Origin of the sequence: Pseudomonas nunensis (assembly GCF_024296925.1) — a bacterium.
Classification (GTDB): Bacteria; Pseudomonadota; Gammaproteobacteria; order Pseudomonadales; family Pseudomonadaceae; genus Aquipseudomonas; species Aquipseudomonas nunensis.
In genome coordinates this window covers 4378930-4401372 of sequence record NZ_CP101125.1, presented here as the reverse complement: position 1 = coordinate 4401372, position 22443 = coordinate 4378930, and the positions used below count along the sequence as shown (strand labels likewise).

Below are 22443 nucleotides of genomic sequence, written 5' to 3'. Positions count from 1 at the left end.
ATGTCGTCCAAACATGATGAGTCCAACACTGACCTGATCCGTGGCACCGGGGTCAGTGGGTTCGACGTCTGGTCGCTGCCCAGCTTCGACCCGCATGTGCCGGAGCCCGAGCCGGAACCCGAGCCAGAACCGCCGGAAATGGAAGAAGTGCCGCTGGAAGAAGTCCAGCCACTGACCCTCGAAGAACTCGAAAGCATCCGTCAGGAGGCTTACAACGAAGGCTTCGCCACGGGCGAAAAAGAAGGTTTCCACAGCACCACGCTCAAGGTCCGTCAGGAAGCCGAAGTGGCCCTGACCGCCAAGATTGCGAGCCTGGAACAGCTGATGGGCCATCTGTTCGAGCCCATCGCCGAGCAGGATTCGCAGATCGAAAAATCGCTGGTTGATCTCGTGCAGCACATCACCAAGCAGGTGATTCAGCGCGAACTCGCCATCGACTCCACGCAGATCGAAAGCGTCATGCGTGAAGCCCTCAAGCTGTTGCCGCTGGGCGTGGGCAATGTGCGGCTGTACATCAATCCCCAGGATTTCGAACAGGTCAAAGCCCTGCGCGAGCGCCATGAAGAAACCTGGCGAATCGTAGAGGACGAGGCGCTGTTGCCCGGTGGTTGCCGGGTTGAAACCGAGCACAGCCGCATCGACGCCACCGTCGAAACCCGTGTCGCGCGGATCATGGACAAGTTGTTCGATCAACTGCATGAACAAGCCTTGCACCCGGCAGCGCCGGACTTGAGCCTGGACCTGCCGGTTGAGGCAAAACCTGCGGTTGAGCCAGAAGCCGAACTGCCGCCAGAACCGGACACCCCCGATGCGCCTTGAACGCACCAGTTTCGCCAAGCGCCTGAGCGGCTACGCCGAGGCCACGGAACTGGAAGGCGCGCCGATCCTTGAAGGTCGCCTGCTGCGCATGGTCGGCCTGACCCTCGAAGCTGAAGGCTTGCGCGCCGCCATGGGCAGTCGCTGCATGGTCATCAACGACGACAGCTATCACCCGGTGCAGGTCGAAGCCGAAGTCATGGGCTTCTCCGGCGCCAAAGTTTTTCTGATGCCGGTCGGCAGCGTCGCCGGCATTGCACCCGGCGCACGCGTGGTGCCGCTGGCCGATACCGGTCGTTTGCCGATGGGCATGAGCATGCTCGGCCGGGTGCTCGACGGTGCCGGTCGCGCACTCGACGGCAAGGGCGGGATGAAAGCCGAAGACTGGGTGCCGATGGACGGCCCGACGATCAACCCGCTCAAGCGCCACCCCATCAGCGAACCGCTGGACGTGGGGATTCGTTGCATCAATGGTTTATTGACGGTCGGTCGCGGCCAGCGTCTGGGCCTGTTCGCCGGTACCGGTGTCGGTAAATCGGTGTTGCTGGGCATGATGACCCGCTTTACCGAGGCCGACATTATCGTGGTCGGGCTGATCGGTGAGCGGGGTCGTGAAGTTAAAGAGTTCATCGAGCACATCCTCGGTGAAGAAGGGCTCAAGCGTTCGGTCGTCGTCGCCTCGCCGGCGGACGATGCGCCGCTGATGCGCCTGCGCGCCGCGATGTACTGCACGCGCATCGCCGAATATTTCCGCGACAAGGGCAAGAACGTCCTGTTGCTCATGGATTCGCTGACTCGTTTCGCCCAGGCCCAGCGGGAAATCGCCTTGGCCATCGGTGAGCCGCCAGCGACCAAGGGTTATCCGCCGTCGGTGTTCGCCAAGTTGCCGAAACTGGTGGAGCGGGCTGGTAACGCGGAGAAGGGCGGCGGTTCGATCACCGCGTTCTACACGGTTTTGTCCGAAGGCGATGACCAGCAGGACCCGATCGCCGACGCCGCACGAGGCGTGCTCGACGGCCACATCGTGCTGTCCCGGCGTCTGGCCGAGGAAGGGCATTACCCGGCCATCGACATCGAAGCGTCCATCAGCCGGGTCATGCCGTCGGTGGTCACCCCGGAACACATGATGCGCGCCCAGTATTTCAAGCAGCTGTGGTCGCGTTATCAGCAGAGTCGCGACTTGATCAGCGTCGGCGCCTATGTGGCCGGTGGCGATCGGGAAACCGACCTGGCGATCTCATTGCAGCCACAATTGGTCCGCTACCTGCGCCAAGGCTTGAACGACAGCATCAGCCTGGGCGAGAGCGAAGCCTACCTCGGCACGATCTTCGCCCCTGCGGCCGGCGGTTAACCGGTCATGGCCCAGAGTCGCGCAGGGCGCCTGGCACCCGTGGTTGAAATGGCCGAGAAGGCCGAGAAAGCCGCGGTCCAGCGTCTGGGGCACTTCCAGGGCCAGGTGCGTCTGGCCGAAAGCAAACTCGCCGACCTTGAAGCCTTTCGCCTCGATTACCAGGAACAGTGGATCATCCGTGGCAGCAGTGGCGTTTCCGGCCAGTGGCTGCTGGGTTATCAAGGCTTTCTGGCGCAACTGGGCACGGCCATCGATCAGCAGCGCCAGAGCCTTGTGTGGCACCAAAACAACCTGACCAAGGCGCGGGACTCCTGGCAGCAGGCGTTTGCCCGGGTTGAAGGCTTGCGCAAACTGGTCCAGCGCTACATGGACGAGGCGCGCAAGCTCGAAGACCGGCGCGAGCAGAAGCTGCTGGATGAATTGTCCCAACGGTTGCCGCGGCAGGATCCGTATTAAAGCAGGTTCACCGCGTCATCGTTCTTCGCGAGCAAGCCCGCTCCCACAAGGGTCTTCGCAATGGCAGAAATCCAATGTGGGAGCGGGCTTGCTCGCGAAGAGGCCCTCACATTCACCGAGAATGTCCAGATTTACAGACACTTCCCGCCTTGCCGCCGTCCCCGCCAAGTGCTAAACCTTGTACACACGTTGTTCAATGACAAGGAAGCCGTTAAATGTCAGTCGTTACAGAAGTCTCCCAAGATGGGCAAAAGCTGACGATTTCGATCAAGGGACGATTCGATTTTGCCAAGCATCAGGAATTTCGTGAGTCTTACGAAAACCTCCAGCCAAAACCCGAGTCCTTCGAAGTTAACCTGAAGGACGCCACTTACCTCGACAGTTCGGCCCTCGGCATGTTGTTGCTGTTGCGTGATCACGCCGGAGGCGAGAACGCCGAGATCTCGTTGACCCACGCGAACGCAGACGTGCGCAAGATCCTCGCGATCTCCAACTTCGAACAAATCTTCGACGTGGCGTGAACGCCGTGCAGTCGTTGTTCGAACCGCTGACGATCCTGATCGCTGAAGACAGTGCGGCCGATCGAATGCTGCTGTCGAGTATCGTCCGGCGCCAGGGCCATGAGGTGCTGACGGCGGCCAACGGTGCCGAGGCGGTCGACGCGTTTCGTGAGCAACGACCGCAACTGGTGTTGATGGACGCCATGATGCCGGTGATGGACGGTTTCGAGGCGGCGCGGCAGATCAAGGCGCTGGCGGGGGAAACCCTGGTGCCGATCATCTTCCTGACCTCACTGACCGAAAGCGAAGCCCTGGCGCGTTGCCTGGAGGCTGGCGGCGACGACTTTCTGGCGAAGCCCTACAACCAGGTGATCCTCGCCGCCAAGATCAAGGCGATGGACCGCTTGCGGCGCTTGCAAGCCACAGTGCTCGAGCAGCGTGACCAGATCGCCAGGCACCACGAATACTTGCTCAACGAGCAACGGGTGGCCAAGGCGGTTTTCGATAAAGTCGCCCACTCCGGCTGCCTCAACGCACCGAATATCCGTTACCTGCAATCACCCTATGCGCTGTTCAACGGCGATCTGCTGCTGGCGTCGTTTAACCCGGCTGGCGACATGCACGTGCTGCTCGGCGATTTCACCGGCCATGGCTTGCCGGCCGCCGTCGGCGCCATGCCGTTGGCGGAAGTGTTCTATGGCATGACCGCCAAGGGCTACGGCTTGTCCGAAATGCTCCGGGAGATGAACGCCAAGCTCAAGCGCATCCTGCCGGTGGACATGTTCTGTTGCGCGACCCTGTTGTGCCTGAGCTTTCAGCGTCGTTCGGTGGAAGTCTGGAATGGCGGGATGCCGGACGGTTATCTGCACAGCAACACCACTGGCGAGCGTACGCCGCTGACCGCGCGGCACTTGCCATTGGGCGTATTGAGCCCGCAAACCTTCAACGACCGCACGGAAGTGTTTCCGATGGCGGTCGGCGATCGGGTGTTCCTGTTGTCCGACGGGGTGATCGATACCTGCGATGCCAACGAGCAACTGTTTGGCGTGGAGCGCCTGGAGCAGGTGTTTACCGCCAACCGCCGACCCGAAGCGTTGTTCGAAGAGATTGAACAAGCCCTGCACGACTTCCGGGGTGAAGCCCGGGACGATGTGAGCATGGTCGAAGTCAGTCTGCTGGAGGCGGCACAACTGAACCCGCCGGCGCTGGTGTATTCCGACAGTGGCCAGTCCTGCCCGCTGGATTGGTCAGTGAGTTTCGAGTTCCGCGCCACCACCCTTAAACGCTTCAATCCGCTGCCGTATCTGTTGCAATTATTGCTTGAAGTCCACGGGCTGCGGGCGCAAAGCGGCGCGTTGTACAGTGTTCTGGCCGAGCTGTATTCCAATGCCCTGGAGCACGGAGTACTCGGGCTGGACTCCACGCTCAAACGCGATGCCTCGGGTTTTGCGCGTTATTACCAGGAGCGTAATACTCGTCTGGACCAGCTGCAGGACGGTTATGTGCGCTTGCATTTGCAGGTGACGCCCGAAGGTGAGGGTGGTCGCCTGAGCATTCGGGTCGATGACAGTGGCAAAGGTTTCGATGTGGCGCGAGTGATGGAGCGGCCCGTGGATGGCGTCCGCCTGTCGGGGCGTGGTGTCAGTCTGATCCGCCAGTTGAGCCGCAAGGCGAGCTGGTCCGACGATGGTCGTAGTGCACACGTGGAGTTTTACTGGGAGGCTCTGTCATAATCCGCGAATTCTTGATCAAGGAGTGAACAAGTGGCTGACACACATCTGGATCGCGACGTACTGAGCGCGTTGCAGGAAGTGATGGAGGACGAGTATCCGACCTTGCTGGATACCTTCATCGCCGACTCCGAAGAGCGCTTGCGCGTCCTGCGACAAGCTGAAGATGCTGCGCAACTGATGAACGCTGCCCATAGCTTCAAAGGCAGCAGCAGCAACATGGGCGCCATTCGCCTGGCCGAGCTGTGCAATGAGCTGGAGCAACGCGCCAGGCAAAAAAGCCTCGCCGGCATCGAACAACTGGTCGGGGAAATCGACGGCGAATTCGCCATCGTTCGCCCGCTTTATGAAGCCGAGCGTCAACGCTCACTGGCCGACAATGCGACCGTCCGGCGTTTTTAGACTTTATTTGGCTGGCCTGGCTCGACCTTTGCAGTTATCTCTCTCAACTGTACATACGATCCCAGTGCAGCGGAGACCGCGTCATGCCCGTTACCCCCAATTCGCTTCTTCAGGCCGCTGCCAAGGCCAAGCCTCAAACCGCCACCGCCAATACGCCGGCAGTGGCCGCTGAGCCTGGGGATAAAGCATCCAGCTTCGCCAACGTCTTCGCCAATCAGGCCCCAAAAAAGCCCTCCGTGGTGGCTGATACGCCAGTCAAACCGGGCAAGGATAAAACCCCGGACAGCCCGGCAAAAAAGGACGTCAGCAACGATAAGTCTGCCGCCTCGAAGCCGACTGTTGCCGATAGCGGCAAATCCTTGCCCGCCGATAAACCGGCGCCGACATCCACGGATGACAAGAGCGCCAGCGACAGTGACACCGATGCTACCGATGCTACCGATACGCCGGTCGCGGTCGATACTCCGCCGGTTGACCCGGCGCTGGATCCTGCCGTGATGCAAGCGGCTGCGCCAGTAACTCCCGCGCCAGTGGCGCAGACGCCTGCCGTGGTCACGACCGAACAACCGCAGGACGGATTGCCGGCTGTTGCTGCCCCTGTGACTGCCGTTCCGGCGCAAGCTGCCGCGACCACCGACACGGATTTCGATCCGGAGGCCGATCCTCTCGATGCGCTGCCAGCCCTGCGCATGGCTATGGAGCAGAGTGGTCATGTCTCCGCTTCCAGCCAGTCTCAATCCAAAGCGACACCGGCCCAGGCCTCTGCTGACGGCGACCTGACCTCGGCGCAGAACTTCGCCGCCGGCATGGCGACCATGCTCGATGTGAAAGGCGACAAGGACAGCACCAGCCAGGGCGGCGAAAAGGCCTTCAGTGGCTTGCTTAATGAAGGGCTCAAGGACCTGACGTCTTCCAGCAGCGATACCCGGGTCGATGATTTCGCCAGCCGTCTCGCGGCATTGACCCAGGCCGCCACGCCGAAAACCGCCAATGCGCTGCCGGTCAACCAGCCGATTGCCATGCATCAGAGTGGCTGGACCGAGGAAGTGGTGAACCGGGTCATGTACCTGTCCAGCACCAACCTCAAGGCCGCCGACATTCAATTGCAACCGGCTGAATTGGGACGCCTGGATATTCGGGTGAGCATGGTGCCGGACCAGCAGACCCAAGTGACCTTCATGAGTGCTCACCCGAGCGTGCGCGAAGCGCTGGACGGGCAAATGCATCGCCTGCGTGACATGTTCGCGCAACAGGGCATGGGCCAGGTCGATGTCAACGTCTCCGACCAGTCCCGTGGCTGGCAGGGCCAGGGGCAGGATCAACAGGCACAGCAGGGGCAGAGCGGTCGCACCAGCGCCAGTGGCGGTCGGGTGGATGGCATGGATGACGAGATTGTGCCGAACATTGCCGAAGTCGCCGCCAGCACCACCAGCGTCATCGGCTCCAGCGCCGTCGACTACTACGCCTGACCCCCTGTAGGAGCGAGGCTTGCCCGCGAAGAAGGCGCTGCGGTTTATCAGTTAAACCACATCATCGTTCTTCGCGGGCAAGCCTCGCTCCTACAGTGTTTCTCCGATGCCTCCACGCTCTCCCCGCAACTTCTGGCATAACACTTGCTCTTGCCTTGCCGTGCAACTGTGAAAACCTGAATAGTGACGGATTATTGGCATGGCGAAGAGCGAAGCAGCAGCAGTGGTTAAAGACCCTGCAACCAAAGGCAAACTCAAGCTGATCATTGCGATCGTAGTGGCGGTGCTGCTGGCGATCGGTTTGTCCGTGGGGGCCACCTGGTACTTCATGCACAGTGCCCAGAGCAAACCTGCGGTGGCGGCTGAAACCGCACCGGCCGGCAAGCAACCCGCAGTTTTCGAGCCGATGGCGCCAGCCTTCGTCGCCAACTACAACCAGAACGGCCGCCAGCGCTACATGCAGGTGAGTATCACCATGCAGGGTCGCAACCAGGCGGATCTGGAGGCGCTGAAAGTGCACATGCCGGTCATTCGCAATAACCTCGTCATGCTGTTCTCCGGCCAGGATTTCGCCACCCTCGCGACCCCGGTCGGCCAGGAAATGTTGCGTCAGAAGGCCACCGCCAGCGTCCAGGAAGTGGCGCAGAAAGAACTCGGCAAAGTGGTGATCGAACAGTTGCTTTTCACTAATTTCGTACTGCAGTAGGAACACGACATGGCCGTGCAGGACCTGCTGTCCCAGGATGAGATCGATGCGCTGTTGCATGGCGTCGACGATGGTCTGGTACAGACCGATACCGCTTCCGAACCCGGCAGCGTCAAAAGTTACGACCTGACCAGCCAGGATCGGATCGTCCGCGGACGCATGCCGACCCTGGAAATGATCAACGAGCGTTTCGCCCGCTACACCCGCATCAGCATGTTCAACATGCTGCGCCGCTCGGCGGACGTTGCCGTCGGTGGTGTGCAGGTGATGAAGTTTGGCGAATACGTGCACTCGCTGTACGTGCCGACCAGCCTCAATCTGGTCAAGATCAAGCCGTTGCGCGGCACCGCGTTGTTCATCCTTGACGCCAAACTGGTGTTCAAACTGGTGGACAACTTCTTCGGCGGCGATGGCCGTCACGCGAAGATCGAAGGGCGTGAATTCACCCCGACCGAGCTGCGTGTGGTGCGCATGGTGCTGGAGCAGGCCTTCATCGATTTGAAAGAAGCCTGGCAGGCGATCATGGAAGTCAACTTCGAGTACATCAACTCGGAAGTGAACCCGGCCATGGCCAACATCGTCGGCCCGAGCGAAGCGATTGTGGTGTCCACGTTCCACATCGAACTCGATGGCGGTGGCGGCGACCTGCACGTGACCATGCCGTACTCGATGATCGAGCCGGTGCGCGAAATGCTCGATGCCGGCTTCCAGTCGGACCTCGATGACCAGGACGAGCGCTGGGTCAACGCCCTGCGCCAGGACGTGCTGGACGTGGATGTGCCGATTGGCGCTACCGTGGCCCGTCGCCAGTTGCGCTTGCGCGACATCCTGCACATGCAGCCGGGGGACATCATCCCGGTCGAGATGCCGGACGAAATGATCATGCGCGCCAACGGCGTGCCTGCGTTCAAGGTCAAGATGGGCTCGCACAAAGGCAACCTCGCGTTGCAGGTGATCGAGCCGATCGAGCGCCGCTGACCGGCGCTCCAATCCCTATTTGCCACATGACTGCTTCTGATCGAAGAGTTACCGAGGACACACGATGAACGACGATATGAACGCCCAGGACGACCAGGCACTGGCTGATGAATGGGCTGCCGCACTGGAAGAAACCGGTGATGCCGGCCAGGACGATATCGATGCCCTGTTGGCCGCCGACACTGGTGGCTCGGCCTCCAACCGTCTGCAGATGGAAGAGTTCGGCAGCGTGCCGAAGAACCACGAGCAAGTCACCCTGGACGGCCCGAACCTGGATGTGATCCTCGACATCCCGGTGTCGATCTCCATGGAAGTCGGCAGCACCGACATCAACATCCGTAACCTGCTGCAACTCAACCAGGGTTCGGTGATCGAGCTTGATCGCCTGGCCGGTGAGCCGCTGGACGTGCTGGTCAACGGCACCCTCATCGCTCACGGCGAAGTGGTTGTGGTCAACGAGAAGTTCGGCATCCGCCTGACGGACGTGATCAGCCCAAGCGAACGTATCAAGAAGCTGCGCTAAGTGAACAAGGTTCTGGGGTTTGTGCTGGCATTGCCGTTCAGCGCTTTGGCTGCCGAGCCGGTGGCCACTGCGACGGCAGCCGCCGCACCGGTAGCCAGCAGCGGCATGGCCGGGCAATTGACGCAATTGGTCTTCGGCCTGCTGCTGGTGTTGGGGTTGATCTTCTTCCTCGCCTGGCTGCTGCGCCGGGTGCAGCAAGCAGGGCCCGCCGGCAAGGGCCAGGTGATCGATATCATCGGTTCCCGCGCCTTGGGCCCGCGTGACCGGTTGATGCTGGTGCAGGTCGGCAACGAGCAGATTCTGCTCGGCCTGAGCCCTGGCACCATCACCGCATTGCACGTGCTCAAAGAGCCGGTGCACGTGCCGAGCGCGACGGAAAAATCGACCCCGGAATTTGCCCAGCGCCTGATGGAACTGTTGGGCAAGGATCAGAAGGATAAGAAGTAATGGGTGCGCTCCGCATCGTCTTGACCCTGGCCCTGATGCTGGCGGCGCCGCTGGCATTTGCCGCCGATCCGTTGTCGATTCCGGCCATCACCCTGGGCACCAACGCACAGGGTGCGCAGGAATATTCGGTCAGCCTGCAAATCCTGCTGATCATGACCGCGCTGAGCTTCATTCCAGCGTTCGTCATGCTGATGACCAGTTTCACCCGGATCATCATCGTCTTCTCGATCCTGCGTCAGGCCCTGGGCTTGCAGCAGACGCCGTCGAACCAGATCCTCACCGGCATGGCGCTGTTCCTGACCATGTTCATCATGGCGCCGGTTTTCGACCGAGTGAATAACGATGCCTTGCAGCCGTACCTCGCGGAGAAAATGACCGCCCAGGACGCCGTGCTCAAGGCGCAAGTGCCGATCAAGGACTTCATGCTCGCCCAGACCCGCACCAGCGATCTGGAGCTGTTCATGCGCCTGTCCAAGCGCACGGACATTGCCACGCCGGATCAGGCGCCGCTGACCATCCTCGTGCCGGCGTTCGTGACCTCGGAGCTTAAGACCGCGTTCCAGATCGGCTTCATGATCTTCATTCCGTTCCTGATCATCGACCTGGTCGTGGCCAGTGTGCTGATGGCCATGGGCATGATGATGCTCTCGCCACTGATCATTTCCCTGCCGTTCAAGATCATGCTGTTTGTGCTGGTGGATGGCTGGGCGTTGATCATCGGTACATTGGCCAGCAGTTTCGGAGGTGTTTCGCCATGACGCCAGAAGTCGCCGTAGACATCTTCCGGGATGCGCTGTGGTTGACCACGATGATGGTCGCGGTGCTGGTGATTCCGAGCCTGCTGGTGGGGCTGTTGGTCGCCATGTTCCAGGCGGCGACCCAGATCAACGAACAGACCTTGAGCTTCCTGCCGCGCCTGTTGGTGATGCTGGTGACGCTGATCGTCGCCGGCCCGTGGCTGGTGCAGACCTTCATGGAATACATCCAGCGGTTGTACGGCAGTATTCCTATGGTCATCGGCTAAGTCATGTCGCTGCTGCAACTGACCGATACCCAGATCAGCACTTGGGTGGCGACGTTCATGTTGCCGCTGTTTCGCGTCGGCACATTGCTGATGGTCATGCCGATTTTCGGCACGACCCTGGTGCCCCGGCGCGTGCGGGCGTATCTGGCCCTGGCGATTACGGTGGTCATCACGCCGGCGCTGCCGCCGATGCCGCCGGTCAACCCGCTGGACCTCAGCGGGCTGCTGCTGATTGGCGAGCAGATCATCATCGGCGCGGTGCTCGGTTTCTCCTTGCAGCTGTTTTTCCAGGCGTTCGTGGTGGCGGGGCAGATTGTCGCGATCCAGATGGGCATGGGCTTCGCGTCCATGGTCGACCCTACCAACGGCGTGTCGGTGGCGGTGATCGGGCAGTTCTTCACCATGTTGGTGACGCTGATGTTCCTCGGGATGAACGGCCACCTGGTGGTCTTCGAAGTCCTCACCGAAAGCTTCACCACGCTGCCGGTCGGCAGTGGTTTCATGGTCAATCATTTCTGGGAATTGGCCGGCAAGCTCGGCTGGGTCCTTGGCGCGGCGCTGGTGCTGGTGCTGCCGGCGATCACTGCGTTGCTGGTGGTCAACATCGCATTTGGCGTGATGACCCGGGCGGCGCCGCAACTGAACATCTTTTCCATCGGTTTTCCACTGACCCTGGTGCTCGGGATGTTCATTCTCTGGGTCAGCCTGGGCGACATTCTCAACCAGTATCAACCCATGGCCGTCGAGGCCTTGCAGTTTTTACGCGAACTGGCACAGGCGCGCTGAGTCATGGCTGAGAGCGAAAGCGGTCAAGACAAAACAGAAGACCCCACGGACAAGCGCAAGAAAGAATCCCGCGACAAAGGCGAGGTTGCGCGTTCCAAGGAACTCAACACCCTGGCGATCATGCTGGTCGGTTCCGCTGCGCTGCTGATTTTCGGCGGGGCCCTGGCCCAGGACATGATGGAGTTGATGCGCATCAACTTCACCCTGCCCCGAGAAGTGATCATGGACCAGAAGTCCATGGCCAATTACTTGCTGCACTCGGGGCAAATCGGCTTGTGGGCGATTCAGCCGATCATGATCTCGCTGGTGCTGGCGGCGATCATCGGTCCAATTTCCCTGGGCGGCTGGTTGTTTGCGTTCGGCTCCCTGGCGCCGAAGTTCAGCCGCATGAACCCGCTCAGCGGCCTCAAGCGGATGTTTTCCACCAAGGCCCTGGTGGAACTGCTCAAGGCATTTGCCAAGTTCATCATTGTGCTGTTCGTGGCCTTGGCGGTGTTGTCCTCGGACATCGATGACTTGCAGCGCATCGCCCACGAACCGCTGGAACTGGCGATCATTCACAGCCTGCAAGTGGTGGGTTGGAGCACGTTGTGGATGGCCTGCGGGTTGATCATCATCGCAGCGGTCGATGTGCCGGTGCAGTTGTGGGAAAGCCACAAGAAACTGCTGATGACCAAGCAGGAAGTGCGCGACGAGCACAAGGATCAGGAAGGGCGGCCGGAGGTCAAACAGCGAATTCGTCAGCTGCAGCGCGAGATGTCCCAGCGCCGGATGATGGCGGCGATCCCGGATGCCGACGTGGTCATCACCAACCCGACTCACTACGCCGTGGCGCTCAAGTACGACCCGGAGAAGGGCGGGGCGCCGATGTTGCTCGCCAAAGGCAGCGATTTCCTGGCCCTGAAGATCCGCGAAATCGCCGTGGCCAACGAAGTGCTGCTGCTCGAATCGCCGGCCTTGGCGCGTTCGATCTATTACTCCACCGAACTCGACCAGGAAATCCCTGGCGGCCTGTACCTGGCCGTTGCCCAGGTGTTGGCCTACGTCTACCAGATCCGCCAGCATCGCGCCGGCAAGGGCAAGCGCCCGGATCCGCTCAAGGACGACCTGCCGATCCCGCCGGATCTGCGTCGCGATTCTTAAAGATCGCAGCCTCGTTGCACTCGACAGCTCCTACACAACCCCCATGAATTACGGTCCCCCGTAGGAGCTGTCGAGTACAACGAGGCTGCGATCTTTTGACCTTCCAACAACCTCCCGTCTATCCGAAAAGCCCCCGCACCTGTTAGTTCTGACAGTAGACGGCTCTCCTCTCGAGGGATGTCATGAATCGACATCCATCAGGGCTGGGAGATTGATCATGGCAGCAGTTGAATACAGAAAACTTCAGGGCATGGAGCTGAAGTTTGTTGCGGGTCGGTTGGAGGAAAATCGCGCAGAGCGAGCCATTGGCTATTCAGTCACCTTCGACATGACCCTGGACTTCACGCACTTTGTGCAGATGGCGAATGTGTACATTCCGGGATACCTGAACAGCCCGATCAATGCTATTCGACCCGATTTGTTGGGATTGGCCTATCACGACAGCTATAACTATTTCTCTGAGGCGCCGGGGCCCATTCATAGCAGCGAGGCGCTTTCTGCCGTCTTCACGAAGGACAGAAACTACTTGGATGTCTGGTCAAGCGGCGAAATGGATCAGCGTTATGGAAAGCCCGAATTTGCTTTCGTAAACGGAGCGTTGCGAATAACCGCGCGGGCGTACTTTCGATGGGAAGACCCGGCGCGTCAGATTGAAATCGCTGATCTGCCGACCGTCAGCTTTCAATGGGCGCTCAATCTGATGGGGGGGCACACGAAGGCGGGTGATGTGTTGGCGCCCTCAAGCGTGGTGATTCTTATGTATGCCCATGAGGATTTGGTTGAGGTCGATGGCCTGCAACTGTTCAGGGGTATGCGGTACATGAAGGGTCGGGAGCTCGGTTTTGGGCCTATCTCGTCCGGGCAGATTCTGACTGCGGGGTGATTGGCCGGCATTAACCTGTGGGAGCGAGCCTGCTCGCGAAAACCCTGTGTCAGTCAACATTGAAATTGAAGCTGAGGGCCTCTTCGCGAGCAGGCTCGCTCCCACAGGGATTGGGTAGGGCGAGCAAGTGTCTGGAAATTTCGCTTGAATACCGCTGTTTAAGATCGTTCCCACGCTCTGCGTGGGAATGCCTCTTCGGACGCTCCGCGTTCGGATTTTGAAGGGACGCAAAGCGTCCCAGGCTGCATTCCCAGGCAGAGCGTGGGAACGATCAACCTCTATTTCCGAGCCCCGCAAAAGTTGGAAGGCTTCTTGCAGTAGCCGCTCTGCGTCTGCTTCAGGCGTCAAAAGTTTGCTTTAAAGGAACGGGGAAAACCGGTGGATCGCTCTCAGTTAATCAACAGTGCTCGCACAAACGTCGCCGACTTGAGTCGGGGCAATCTGGGTGTGCCGCTGTTGCTGCTGGTCATGCTGGCCATGATGATGTTGCCGGTGCCGCCGTTCCTGCTGGACGTGTTCTTCACGTTCAACATCGCCTTGTCGATCGTCGTGCTGCTGGTCTGCGTCTACGCCTTGCGGCCACTGGATTTCGCGGTTTTCCCGACCATCCTGCTGGTGGCGACACTGATGCGCCTGGCGCTGAACGTGGCGTCCACGCGGGTGGTAATGCTCCACGGTCAGGAAGGTCACGCCGCAGCGGGTAAGGTGATCCAGGCCTTCGGTGAGGTGGTGATCGGCGGTAACTACGTGGTCGGTATCGTGGTCTTCGCGATTTTGATGATCATCAACTTCGTCGTTGTGACCAAGGGCGCCGGGCGGATTTCCGAGGTGAGCGCGCGCTTCACCCTCGATGCGATGCCCGGCAAACAAATGGCCATCGACGCCGACCTCAACGCCGGCCTGATCGATCAGAACCAAGCCAAATTGCGCCGCATGGAAGTCGCCCAGGAAGCCGAGTTCTACGGTTCCATGGACGGTGCCAGCAAGTTCGTGCGCGGTGACGCCATCGCCGGCTTGCTGATTCTGTTCATCAACCTGATCGGCGGCATGGCGGTCGGTATCTTCCAGCACGGCATGACCTTCGGCGATGCCGGTCGGGTTTACGCGTTGCTGACCATCGGTGACGGTTTGGTGGCGCAATTGCCATCACTGTTGTTATCCACAGCAGCGGCGATCATGGTGACCCGTGCTTCCGGCTCGGAAGACATGGGCAAGCAGATCGGTCGCCAGATGTTCGCCTCGCCCAAAGCGTTGGCGGTGGCGGCAGGTTTGATGGCAGTCATGGGCCTGGTGCCGGGCATGCCGCACTTCTCCTTTCTCAGCATGGCGGCCCTGGCGGGCGGCGGCGCGTACCTGTTCTGGAAGAAGCAGAGCGTGGTCAAGGTCCAGGCCCTGCAAGAGGTCAAGCGTCAACAAGAGCTGCTGCCATCCCCGGCCCGCGCCCAGGAAACCAAGGAGCTTGGCTGGGATGACGTGACTCCGATCGACATGATCGGCCTGGAAGTCGGCTATCGCCTGATTCCGCTGGTGGATCGCAACCAGGGTGGTCAGTTGCTGGCGCGCATCAAGGGCGTGCGCAAGAAGCTGTCCCAGGACTTGGGCTTCCTGATGCCGACTGTGCACATTCGTGACAACCTCGACCTGGCACCCAGCGCCTATCGCTTGACCCTGATGGGCGTGATTCTCGCTGAAGCCGAGATTTACCCGGATCGCGAGCTGGCGATCAACCCTGGCCAGGTCTACGGCACGTTGAACGGCATTACCGCCAAAGATCCGGCTTTTGGCCTGGAGGCGGTCTGGATCGAAATCAGCCAGCGCGCCCAGGCGCAGTCCCTCGGCTACACCGTGGTGGATGCCAGTACGGTGGTGGCAACCCATTTGAACCAGATTCTGTACAAGCATTCGAGTGAGCTGATTGGCCACGAAGAAGTGCAGCAACTCATGCAATTGCTGGCCAAAAGCTCGCCGAAACTGGCTGAAGAGCTGGTACCGGGCGTGGTGTCGTTGTCGCAACTGCTCAAGGTCTTGCAGGCGTTGCTCGCCGAACAAGTGCCGGTTCGCGACATTCGCAGCATCGCCGAGGCCATCGCCAACAACGCCAGCAAGAGTCAAGATACTGCCGCGCTGGTGGCCGCGGTGCGCGTCGGCGTAAGCCGCGCAATCGTCCAAAGCATTGTAGGGACTGAGTCGGAGCTGCCAGTTATCACCCTTGAGCCAAGGTTGGAACAAATATTGCTCAATAGTCTTCAGAAGGCAGGACAAGGCTCGGAAGAGGGCGTTCTGCTGGAGCCAAGCATGGCAGAGAAGCTGCAACGCTCGTTGATCGATGCGGCACAGCGTCAAGAGATGCAAGGTCAACCGGTGATTCTGCTGGTAGCCGGTCCGGTTCGTGCGATGTTGTCGCGTTTCGGCAGGCTGGCAGTCCCGGGTTTGCACGTGTTGGCGTATCAGGAAATCCCTGACAACAAGCAAGTGACCATCGTTGCGACAGTAGGGCCCAACGGCTGAGGTAGTGGTTTATGCAAGTTAAGCGTTTTTTCGCCGCCGATATGCGTCAGGCCATGAAACTGGTTCGTGATGAGCTGGGCGCTGATGCGGCCATTATTGGCAACCGCCGGATCGCCGGCGGTGTGGAGCTGACGGCTGCCCTGGATTACAAACTGTCGGCGCTGGCCCCGCGTGTTCCGAACATGGAACTCGAGGATGAGCTGCGCAAGACCCAGTCGCGCATCGTTACCGCCCAGGCCGAACTGAGCCTGCGTGGCGAAGGCGAGACCAACGGCGACAAGACCACCAATCGCCAGTTGTTCGCCGGCCTGCCGTTGACCGCTGCCGAGCCGCTGATCGAACCAACGTATTCCGAACCTCGTCGTGCAGCGCCGGCCCCTGCGCCAGCCGCCGGCGGTGTCGACCCACGGGCTTTCGACTCGATGCGTTTCGAGCTCAACAGCCTGCGCGAATTGATGGAAGTGCAACTCGGCTCGCTGGCCTGGAATCAGCTGCAAGGCAGCCGTCCGGCCCAGGCCAACCTGTGGCGTCGCCTGCAACGCATCGGCTTGTCCGGCCCGTTGTCCCGCGACCTGCTTGCACTGATTACCGATATTGAAGAACCTCGTCAGGCTTGGCGCATGTTGCTGGCGCACCTGGCGCGGATGATCGCCACACCGGAAGTCGAGCCACTGGAAGAGGGCGGTGTGATTGCCATGGTCGGCCCTGCCGGCATGGGCAAGACCACCACACTGGCCAAGCTTGCGGCCCGTTATGTGCTCAAGTACGGCGCGCAGAGCATCGCGCTGGTGAGCATGGACAGCTACCGCATCGGCGCCCAGGAACAACTCAAGACGTTGGGCCGCATTCTTAATGTGTCGGTGACCCACGTCGATCCGGGCCAGTCCCTGGTGCAGGCGCTGGATCCATTGCTGCGTAAACGCGTGATCCTGATCGATACCGCCGGCCTTCAAGCCAGCGATCCGGCACTGCGCATGCAGCTCGAAAGCCTGGCCGGTCGCGGGATCAAATCGAAAAATTATCTGGTCTTGGCAACCACCAGCCAGAAACAGGTTCTAACCGCTGCTTATCACAGCTACAAGCGGTGTGGGCTGGCCGGCTGCATCCTGACTAAACTGGATGAGACGGCGAGTCTGGGCGAGGTGTTGAGCCTGGCCATCAGTCATGAATTGCCGGTGGCTTACCTCACCGATGGCCCACGGATTCCAGATGATTTGCATCTGCCGCGGCGTCACCAGTTGGTCAGTCGCGCGGTCAGCGTGCAAATGCAGGAAGAACCCAGCGAAGAAGCCATGGCTGACATGTTCGCTGATATTTACCACAGCCCGACCAAGCAGGTTGGCTGAGGTACTAATGAACAGTTTTTGTACCTACATCGATGGTCTGCCATGCATTGTTCAGTTGATGAACGCGCAGCCAGTAATGTGGCCTCCGTCTATGCAAGACAAGGTAAAGAAATAACATGGGCAGCATGCATCCCGTACAGGTGATCGCGGTGACCGGCGGCAAAGGTGGCGTCGGGAAGACTAACGTGTCAGTGAACTTGTCCCTGGCTCTAGCAGAGCTTGGCCGGCGCGTCATGCTGCTGGACGCCGATCTGGGTCTGGCGAACGTCGACGTTCTGCTGGGACTGACGCCCAAACGTACCCTGGCCGACGTGATCGAAGGCCGCTGCGAGCTGCGCGACGTTCTGTTGCAAGGCCCCGGCGGTATCCGCATCGTGCCGGCCGCGTCCGGCACTCAGAGCATGGTGCATCTGAGCCCGGCCCAACACGCCGGCCTGATCCAGGCTTTCAGCGATATCGGCGACAACCTCGACGTATTGGTGATCGACACTGCTGCGGGTATTGGTGACTCGGTAGTCAGTTTTGTTCGCGCAGCCCAGGAAGTGTTGCTGGTGGTGTGTGACGAGCCGACGTCGATTACCGATGCCTACGCCCTGATCAAATTGCTCAACCGCGACTACGGCATGAACCGCTTCCGCGTCCTGGCCAACATGGCCCAGAGCCCGCAAGAAGGTCGCAACCTGTTCGCCAAGTTGACCAAGGTCACGGACCGCTTCCTCGACGTCGCCTTACAATACGTCGGTGCTGTGCCTTACGACGAAAGCGTGCGCAAGGCCGTGCAGAAGCAACGTGCTGTCTACGAAGCCTTCCCGCGCTCCAAGTGCGCCCTGGCCTTCAAGGCGATTGCCCAGAAAGTCGACACCTGGCCGCTGCCGGCCAACCCGCGCGGGCACCTGGAATTTTTCGTCGAGCGTCTCGTGCAACAGACCGCAGGACCCGTCCTATGACAGCCAGTGGCTACAACCTCTACAAGAAATCGGCGCGTGATTCGCAATACGAGCTGATCGAGCGTTATGCGCCACTGGTTAAACGCATTGCTTACCACTTGCTGGCGCGTTTGCCGGCCAGTGTCCAGGTGGAAGACCTGATCCAGGCCGGGATGATTGGCCTGCTTGAAGTGTCGACCAAATATGACGCCAGCAAAGGCGCGAGTTTCGAAACGTACGCGGGCATTCGAATCCGTGGCGCGATGCTCGATGAAGTACGCAAGGGGGACTGGGCACCACGTTCGGTCCACCGCAATACCCGTATGGTCAGCGACGCAATTCGCTCGATTGAAGCTAAAACCGGCCGTGACGCTAAAGATCACGAGGTTGCGGCCGAACTCCAATTGAGTCTCGACGATTATTACGGGATTTTGAACGATACCTTGGGCAGCCGCCTGTTCAGTTTCGACGACCTGTTGCAGGACGGCGAACACGAAGGGCTGCACGAGGATGGCGCCAGTGCTCATATGGAGCCGTCGCGCGATCTGGAAGATGAACGTTTCCAGGCTGCATTGGCGGACGCGATTGCCAATTTGCCGGAGCGTGAGCGACTGGTGTTGGCGCTGTACTACGACGAAGAGCTGAACCTCAAGGAAATCGGTGAGGTCCTGGGTGTCAGCGAATCGCGTGTCAGCCAGTTACACAGCCAGTGCGCGGCCCGTTTGCGGGGGCGTTTGGGGGAGTGGCGAGCGCGCTGAAGGCAGTGTGGGGACACTGCGAACGAGGCTGGTGTGGTGTTGAACTGCAGCGGTCTCGATCTGTTGTGCTCCAGACAGTCATTTGAGTGCTTTGCCGGATTGATTGAAATGGCGCGTCCAGGTGCTGGGCGCGTTTAAGACTGCTTGGAGGTCGAATTGGACAAGAACATGAAAATCCTCATCGTTGATGACTTCTCAACGATGCGGCGGATCATTAAAAACCTGTTGCGTGACCTTGGGTTCACCAACACGGTCGAGGCTGACGATGGCACCACTGCCATTCCGGTTCTCAACAGCGGCAGCATCGACTTTCTGGTAACAGACTGGAACATGCCTGGCATGACCGGCATCGACCTGCTGCGCCACGTGCGCGCCGATGAAAAACTCAAGCACTTGCCAGTGCTGATGGTGACCGCCGAAGCCAAGCGCGAGCAGATCATCGAAGCGGCCCAGGCCGGTGTTAACGGCTATGTGGTCAAACCCTTCACGGCCCAGGCGTTGAAAGAAAAAATCGAAAAGATTTTCGAACGCATCGGTTGAGCAACTGCGCCACGGGGGAGCTATGGAGCATAACGAATCTTCACAGGGCGATTTTGAATCGACCCTGAAAAAACATGCGGTCGAACTGGTCGAAAGCCTTGAAAAAGGCAGGTTCGGCGACGCTGTGCAACTGATCCATGAGCTCAACCAGACCCGTGACCGCGGCCTGTATCAGGAAGTGGGCAAGCTCACTCGTGAGCTGCATAGCGCGATCGTCAATTTCCAGATTGACCCGAACATGCCGCAAGCCGAGGAAGTCTCGCAGATCACGGATGCCACTGAGCGTCTGGGTTATGTGGTCAAGCTGACCGAGGCCGCTGCCAACCGCACCATGGACCTGGTGGAAAACGCCACGCCGCTGGTCAATGGCCTGAGCCAGGAAGCCCAGGCCTTGAGCACTGACTGGGGACGCTTTATGCGTCGCGAAGTCGGGGCTGAAGAGTTCCGTGAGTTGGCCCGGCGGGTCGACGGTTTCCTGACGCGCAGCAGCGAAGAAAATCGCGTGGTGTCGAGCAACCTGAACGACATTCTGCTGGCTCAGGATTACCAGGACCTCACCGGTCAAGTGATCAAGCGCGTGACCCAATTGGTCACCGAAGTTGAAAGCAACCTGCTCAAGCTCGTGCTCATGGCCAGCCAGGTAGACCGCTTTGCGGGTATCGAACATGACCGTGAAGCGATGCTTGCTGAAAAAGATCCGCAAAAACATCTCTCTCAGGGTGAAGGTCCGCAGATTCATGCCGATAAAAGAGAAGACGTTGTGTCCGGTCAGGACGATGTGGACGATTTGTTATCCAGCCTAGGATTTTAGAGTTTTAGCATTTTAGGTTTTTTAGGTTTTTAGACCTTGGGAGCACCCCCTTAATGAGCTTCGGCGCCGATGAAGAGATCCTTCAGGATTTCCTGGTTGAGGCCGGCGAGATTCTAGAGCAACTGTCCGAACAGCTGGTCGAGCTGGAAAGCCGACCAGATGATGCGGACTTGCTCAATGCAATTTTTCGCGGTTTTCACACTGTAAAAGGGGGCGCCGGCTTCCTCCAGCTCAACGAGCTGGTGGAGTGCTGTCACATCGCCGAGAACGTGTTCGACATCCTGCGCAAGGGTGAACGACGCGTCGACTCGGAATTGATGGACGTGGTTCTCGAAGCGCTGGATGCGGTGAACGGCATGTTCACCGAAGTCCGCGAACGCAGCCCGATCACGGCTGCCACTCCAGAATTGCTTGCGGCACTGGCCCGTCTGGCCGAGCCGCAAACCGCCGATGAAGCAGCCCCGGTTGCCGAAGCGGTGGAAGAACCGGCCGCTGAAAGCGAGTCGGGCGACATTACCGATAACGAATTCGAACAACTGCTGGACTCGCTGAACGCCGTCAAGGCCCAGGCCGAAGCCCCGGTAGCTGCGCCAGCGCCGAGCAGCAATGCTGCGGCCAGCGACGAAATCACCGACGCAGAGTTCGAGTCGTTGCTCGATCAGTTGCACGGCAAAGGCCAGTTCGCGGTCGATGCGGTGGCAGCGCCTGCTGCACCAGCAGCTCCAGCAGCCCCGAAAGCGGCCGGCGACAGCTCGGACATTACCGACGACGAATTCGAAGCACTGCTCGATCAATTGCACGGCAAGGGCAACTTTGCCGTGGATGCGCTGGAATCGGCGATTGCTTCGGCACCGGTCCCGGCTGCGCCTACCGCTAAAGCGGCCGGCGGTGATCTGATCTCCGATCACGAATTCGAATCGCTGCTCGACGAATTGCACGGCAAAGGCAAGTTCACCGAAGTCGGCACCGGCACCGTGGTTACAGCGCCTGCCGCCAAGGCACCTGCTGCTGCCGCGAAACCGGCGGCCAAAGCGCCCGAGCCTAAAGCTGAAGCGCCGAAACCGACCGCAGCGCCTGCACCGGTACCTGCTCGCGCCGCGCCTTCTGCGCCGCCAGCGGAAAAACCGGCCAGTGAAGCCGAGACCACCGTGCGGGTTGATACCGCGCGTCTCGACGAAATCATGAACATGGTCGGCGAACTGGTTCTGGTGCGTAACCGCTTGGTCCGTCTGGGCCTCAACAGCGGCGACGAAGCCATGTCCAAGGCTGTGTCGAACCTCGACGTGGTCACGGCCGACCTGCAAACCGCGGTCATGAAGACCCGGATGCAACCGATCAAGAAAGTCTTCGGGCGCTTCCCGCGCCTGGTTCGCGACCTGGCTCGCCAGCTCAAGAAAGAGATCAACCTGGAACTGGTCGGCGAAGAAACCGACCTCGACAAGAACCTCGTCGAGGCCCTGGCCGACCCGCTGGTCCACTTGGTGCGCAACTCGGTCGACCACGGTATCGAAGAGCCGAGCGAACGCGAAGCGATGGGCAAGCCTCGCAGCGGCAAGGTGATTCTGTCTGCCGAACAGGAAGGCGACCACATCCTGCTGTCCATCTCTGATGACGGCAAGGGCATGGATGCCGATGTCCTGCGCGGTATCGCAGTCAAGAAAGGTTTGATGGACAAGGATGCGGCGGACCGTCTCAGCGAGTCGGACTGCTTCAACCTGATCTTCGCACCGGGTTTCTCGACCAAAACCGAGATCTCCGATGTGTCGGGTCGTGGCGTGGGCATGGACGTGGTGAAAACCAAAATCGCCCAGCTCAACGGCACCATCAATATCTACTCGACCAAGGGCAAAGGCTCGAAGATCGTCATCAAGGTGCCATTGACCCTGGCGATCATGCCGACGCTGATGGTCATGCTTGGCAACCAGGCGTTTGCGTTCCCGCTGGTGAACGTCAACGAGATCTTCCACCTCGACCTGTCGCGCACCAACGTGGTGGACGGCCAGGAAGTGGTGATCGTGCGGGACAAGGCACTGCCCTTGTTCTACCTCAAACGCTGGCTGGTCAGCTCCGCCGCTCATGAAGAGCAGCGCGAGGGCCATGTGGTGATCCTTTCGGTGGGCACCCAGCGGATCGGCTTTGTCGTCGATCAACTGGTGGGCCAGGAAGAAGTGGTCATCAAGCCATTGGGCAAAATGCTCCAGGGAACCCCGGGCATGTCCGGCGCCACCATCACGGGTGACGGCCGCATCGCGCTGATTCTCGATGTCCCGAGCATGCTCAAGCGTTACGCCGCACGGCGTATTTGATTCTGCCGCAGCGGGGCGACAACGCCCCGCTGCG

General features: G+C 60.0%; 23 protein-coding genes. All 23 read left to right on the top strand.

Features of this window, described 5'->3' with window-relative positions; all coding sequences use genetic code 11:
* Positions 1-819, top strand: a complete 819-nt coding sequence (gene fliH / locus NK667_RS19240) for a flagellar assembly protein FliH (RefSeq protein ID WP_054615753.1) — start codon at positions 1-3, stop codon at positions 817-819.
* Entirely contained in the window at positions 809-2167 is a 1359-nt protein-coding gene (gene fliI / locus NK667_RS19235) for a flagellar protein export ATPase FliI (RefSeq protein WP_054049331.1), read from the top strand. The genes fliH and fliI overlap by 11 nt, the downstream gene beginning before the upstream one ends.
* A 6-nt stretch (positions 2168-2173) precedes the next feature.
* Complete coding sequence (gene fliJ, locus NK667_RS19230; RefSeq protein ID WP_054049333.1) at positions 2174-2623, top strand: flagellar export protein FliJ; 450 nt, start codon at positions 2174-2176, stop codon at positions 2621-2623.
* 215 nt (positions 2624-2838) lie between these two features.
* The gene (locus tag NK667_RS19225) at positions 2839-3144 is read left to right on the top strand and encodes an STAS domain-containing protein (protein ID WP_054049335.1); all 306 of its coding nucleotides are present in this window, start codon (positions 2839-2841) and stop codon (positions 3142-3144) included.
* 5 nt (positions 3145-3149) lie between these two features.
* Positions 3150-4856, top strand: a complete 1707-nt coding sequence (locus NK667_RS19220) for a fused response regulator/phosphatase (protein WP_054049616.1) — start codon at positions 3150-3152, stop codon at positions 4854-4856.
* A 30-nt stretch (positions 4857-4886) separates the two neighbouring features.
* Positions 4887-5255, top strand: a complete 369-nt coding sequence (locus NK667_RS19215; RefSeq protein ID WP_054049336.1) for an Hpt domain-containing protein — start codon at positions 4887-4889, stop codon at positions 5253-5255.
* 83 nt (positions 5256-5338) lie between these two features.
* On the top strand, positions 5339-6724 hold the full coding sequence (locus NK667_RS19210; RefSeq protein WP_054615752.1) for a flagellar hook-length control protein FliK: 1386 nt from the start codon (positions 5339-5341) through the stop codon (positions 6722-6724).
* A gap of 199 nt (positions 6725-6923) precedes the next feature.
* Positions 6924-7430, top strand: coding sequence for a flagellar basal body-associated protein FliL (gene fliL / locus NK667_RS19205; protein ID WP_054049339.1), 507 nt, complete (start codon positions 6924-6926; stop codon positions 7428-7430).
* A 9-nt stretch (positions 7431-7439) separates the two neighbouring features.
* On the top strand, positions 7440-8408 hold the full coding sequence (gene fliM / locus NK667_RS19200) for a flagellar motor switch protein FliM (RefSeq protein WP_054049342.1): 969 nt from the start codon (positions 7440-7442) through the stop codon (positions 8406-8408).
* A gap of 64 nt (positions 8409-8472) precedes the next feature.
* Entirely contained in the window at positions 8473-8931 is a 459-nt protein-coding gene (gene fliN, locus NK667_RS19195) for a flagellar motor switch protein FliN (RefSeq protein WP_054049344.1), read from the top strand.
* Positions 8932-9378: a flagellar biosynthetic protein FliO gene (gene fliO / locus NK667_RS19190; RefSeq protein ID WP_054615751.1), complete on the top strand. Its 447-nt coding sequence runs from the start codon at positions 8932-8934 to the stop codon at positions 9376-9378. It begins immediately after the preceding gene.
* Positions 9378-10136 carry a flagellar type III secretion system pore protein FliP gene (gene fliP / locus NK667_RS19185; protein WP_054049348.1) on the top strand — a complete coding sequence of 253 codons (759 nt, stop codon included), beginning with the start codon at positions 9378-9380 and terminating at the stop codon, positions 10134-10136. The genes fliO and fliP overlap by 1 nt, the downstream gene beginning before the upstream one ends.
* The gene (fliQ, locus tag NK667_RS19180) at positions 10133-10402 is read left to right on the top strand and encodes a flagellar biosynthesis protein FliQ (protein ID WP_054049350.1); all 270 of its coding nucleotides are present in this window, start codon (positions 10133-10135) and stop codon (positions 10400-10402) included. Before fliP ends, fliQ begins: the two co-directional genes overlap by 4 nt.
* Before the next feature lie 3 nt (positions 10403-10405).
* On the top strand, positions 10406-11188 hold the full coding sequence (gene fliR, locus NK667_RS19175) for a flagellar biosynthetic protein FliR (protein WP_054049352.1): 783 nt from the start codon (positions 10406-10408) through the stop codon (positions 11186-11188).
* 3 nt (positions 11189-11191) lie between these two features.
* A complete protein-coding gene (gene flhB, locus NK667_RS19170; RefSeq protein ID WP_054049354.1) occupies positions 11192-12331 on the top strand; it encodes a flagellar biosynthesis protein FlhB in 1140 nt (379 codons plus the stop codon).
* A gap of 217 nt (positions 12332-12548) precedes the next feature.
* On the top strand, positions 12549-13214 hold the full coding sequence (locus NK667_RS19165) for a hypothetical protein (RefSeq protein WP_054615750.1): 666 nt from the start codon (positions 12549-12551) through the stop codon (positions 13212-13214).
* 378 nt (positions 13215-13592) lie between these two features.
* Positions 13593-15722, top strand: coding sequence for a flagellar biosynthesis protein FlhA (gene flhA, locus NK667_RS19160; RefSeq protein ID WP_054049358.1), 2130 nt, complete (start codon positions 13593-13595; stop codon positions 15720-15722).
* 11 nt (positions 15723-15733) lie between these two features.
* Positions 15734-17068 carry a flagellar biosynthesis GTPase FlhF gene (flhF, locus tag NK667_RS19155; protein WP_054049359.1) on the top strand — a complete coding sequence of 445 codons (1335 nt, stop codon included), beginning with the start codon at positions 15734-15736 and terminating at the stop codon, positions 17066-17068.
* Between the two features lie 116 nt (positions 17069-17184).
* Positions 17185-18015 carry a flagellar synthesis regulator FleN gene (fleN, locus tag NK667_RS19150; protein ID WP_003222917.1) on the top strand — a complete coding sequence of 277 codons (831 nt, stop codon included), beginning with the start codon at positions 17185-17187 and terminating at the stop codon, positions 18013-18015.
* Positions 18012-18752: an RNA polymerase sigma factor FliA gene (gene fliA, locus NK667_RS19145; RefSeq protein WP_054049361.1), complete on the top strand. Its 741-nt coding sequence runs from the start codon at positions 18012-18014 to the stop codon at positions 18750-18752. Before fleN ends, fliA begins: the two co-directional genes overlap by 4 nt.
* Before the next feature lie 168 nt (positions 18753-18920).
* Entirely contained in the window at positions 18921-19292 is a 372-nt protein-coding gene (locus tag NK667_RS19140) for a chemotaxis response regulator CheY (protein WP_003183998.1), read from the top strand.
* A 22-nt stretch (positions 19293-19314) separates the two neighbouring features.
* Complete coding sequence (locus tag NK667_RS19135; protein ID WP_054049363.1) at positions 19315-20103, top strand: protein phosphatase CheZ; 789 nt, start codon at positions 19315-19317, stop codon at positions 20101-20103.
* Between the two features lie 53 nt (positions 20104-20156).
* Positions 20157-22409 carry a chemotaxis protein CheA gene (locus NK667_RS19130; RefSeq protein WP_054615749.1) on the top strand — a complete coding sequence of 751 codons (2253 nt, stop codon included), beginning with the start codon at positions 20157-20159 and terminating at the stop codon, positions 22407-22409.
* Positions 22410-22443: the final 34 nt, after the last annotated feature.

What these genes read in the sequence shown, in the direction of transcription:
- fliH (WP_054615753.1), top strand. Translation starts at nt 1, where the DNA reads ATGTCGTCCAAACATGATGAGTCCAACACTGACCTGATCCGTGGCACC.
- fliI (WP_054049331.1), top strand. Translation starts at nt 809, where the DNA reads ATGCGCCTTGAACGCACCAGTTTCGCCAAGCGCCTGAGCGGCTACGCC.
- fliJ (WP_054049333.1), top strand. Translation starts at nt 2,174, where the DNA reads ATGGCCCAGAGTCGCGCAGGGCGCCTGGCACCCGTGGTTGAAATGGCC.
- NK667_RS19225 (WP_054049335.1), top strand. Translation starts at nt 2,839, where the DNA reads ATGTCAGTCGTTACAGAAGTCTCCCAAGATGGGCAAAAGCTGACGATT.
- NK667_RS19210 (WP_054615752.1), top strand. Translation starts at nt 5,339, where the DNA reads ATGCCCGTTACCCCCAATTCGCTTCTTCAGGCCGCTGCCAAGGCCAAG.
- fliL (WP_054049339.1), top strand. Translation starts at nt 6,924, where the DNA reads ATGGCGAAGAGCGAAGCAGCAGCAGTGGTTAAAGACCCTGCAACCAAA.
- fliM (WP_054049342.1), top strand. Translation starts at nt 7,440, where the DNA reads ATGGCCGTGCAGGACCTGCTGTCCCAGGATGAGATCGATGCGCTGTTG.
- fliN (WP_054049344.1), top strand. Translation starts at nt 8,473, where the DNA reads ATGAACGACGATATGAACGCCCAGGACGACCAGGCACTGGCTGATGAA.
- fliP (WP_054049348.1), top strand. Translation starts at nt 9,378, where the DNA reads ATGGGTGCGCTCCGCATCGTCTTGACCCTGGCCCTGATGCTGGCGGCG.
- fliQ (WP_054049350.1), top strand. Translation starts at nt 10,133, where the DNA reads ATGACGCCAGAAGTCGCCGTAGACATCTTCCGGGATGCGCTGTGGTTG.
- fliR (WP_054049352.1), top strand. Translation starts at nt 10,406, where the DNA reads ATGTCGCTGCTGCAACTGACCGATACCCAGATCAGCACTTGGGTGGCG.
- flhB (WP_054049354.1), top strand. Translation starts at nt 11,192, where the DNA reads ATGGCTGAGAGCGAAAGCGGTCAAGACAAAACAGAAGACCCCACGGAC.
- NK667_RS19165 (WP_054615750.1), top strand. Translation starts at nt 12,549, where the DNA reads ATGGCAGCAGTTGAATACAGAAAACTTCAGGGCATGGAGCTGAAGTTT.
- flhF (WP_054049359.1), top strand. Translation starts at nt 15,734, where the DNA reads ATGCAAGTTAAGCGTTTTTTCGCCGCCGATATGCGTCAGGCCATGAAA.
- fleN (WP_003222917.1), top strand. Translation starts at nt 17,185, where the DNA reads ATGGGCAGCATGCATCCCGTACAGGTGATCGCGGTGACCGGCGGCAAA.
- fliA (WP_054049361.1), top strand. Translation starts at nt 18,012, where the DNA reads ATGACAGCCAGTGGCTACAACCTCTACAAGAAATCGGCGCGTGATTCG.
- NK667_RS19140 (WP_003183998.1), top strand. Translation starts at nt 18,921, where the DNA reads ATGAAAATCCTCATCGTTGATGACTTCTCAACGATGCGGCGGATCATT.
- NK667_RS19135 (WP_054049363.1), top strand. Translation starts at nt 19,315, where the DNA reads ATGGAGCATAACGAATCTTCACAGGGCGATTTTGAATCGACCCTGAAA.
- NK667_RS19130 (WP_054615749.1), top strand. Translation starts at nt 20,157, where the DNA reads ATGAGCTTCGGCGCCGATGAAGAGATCCTTCAGGATTTCCTGGTTGAG.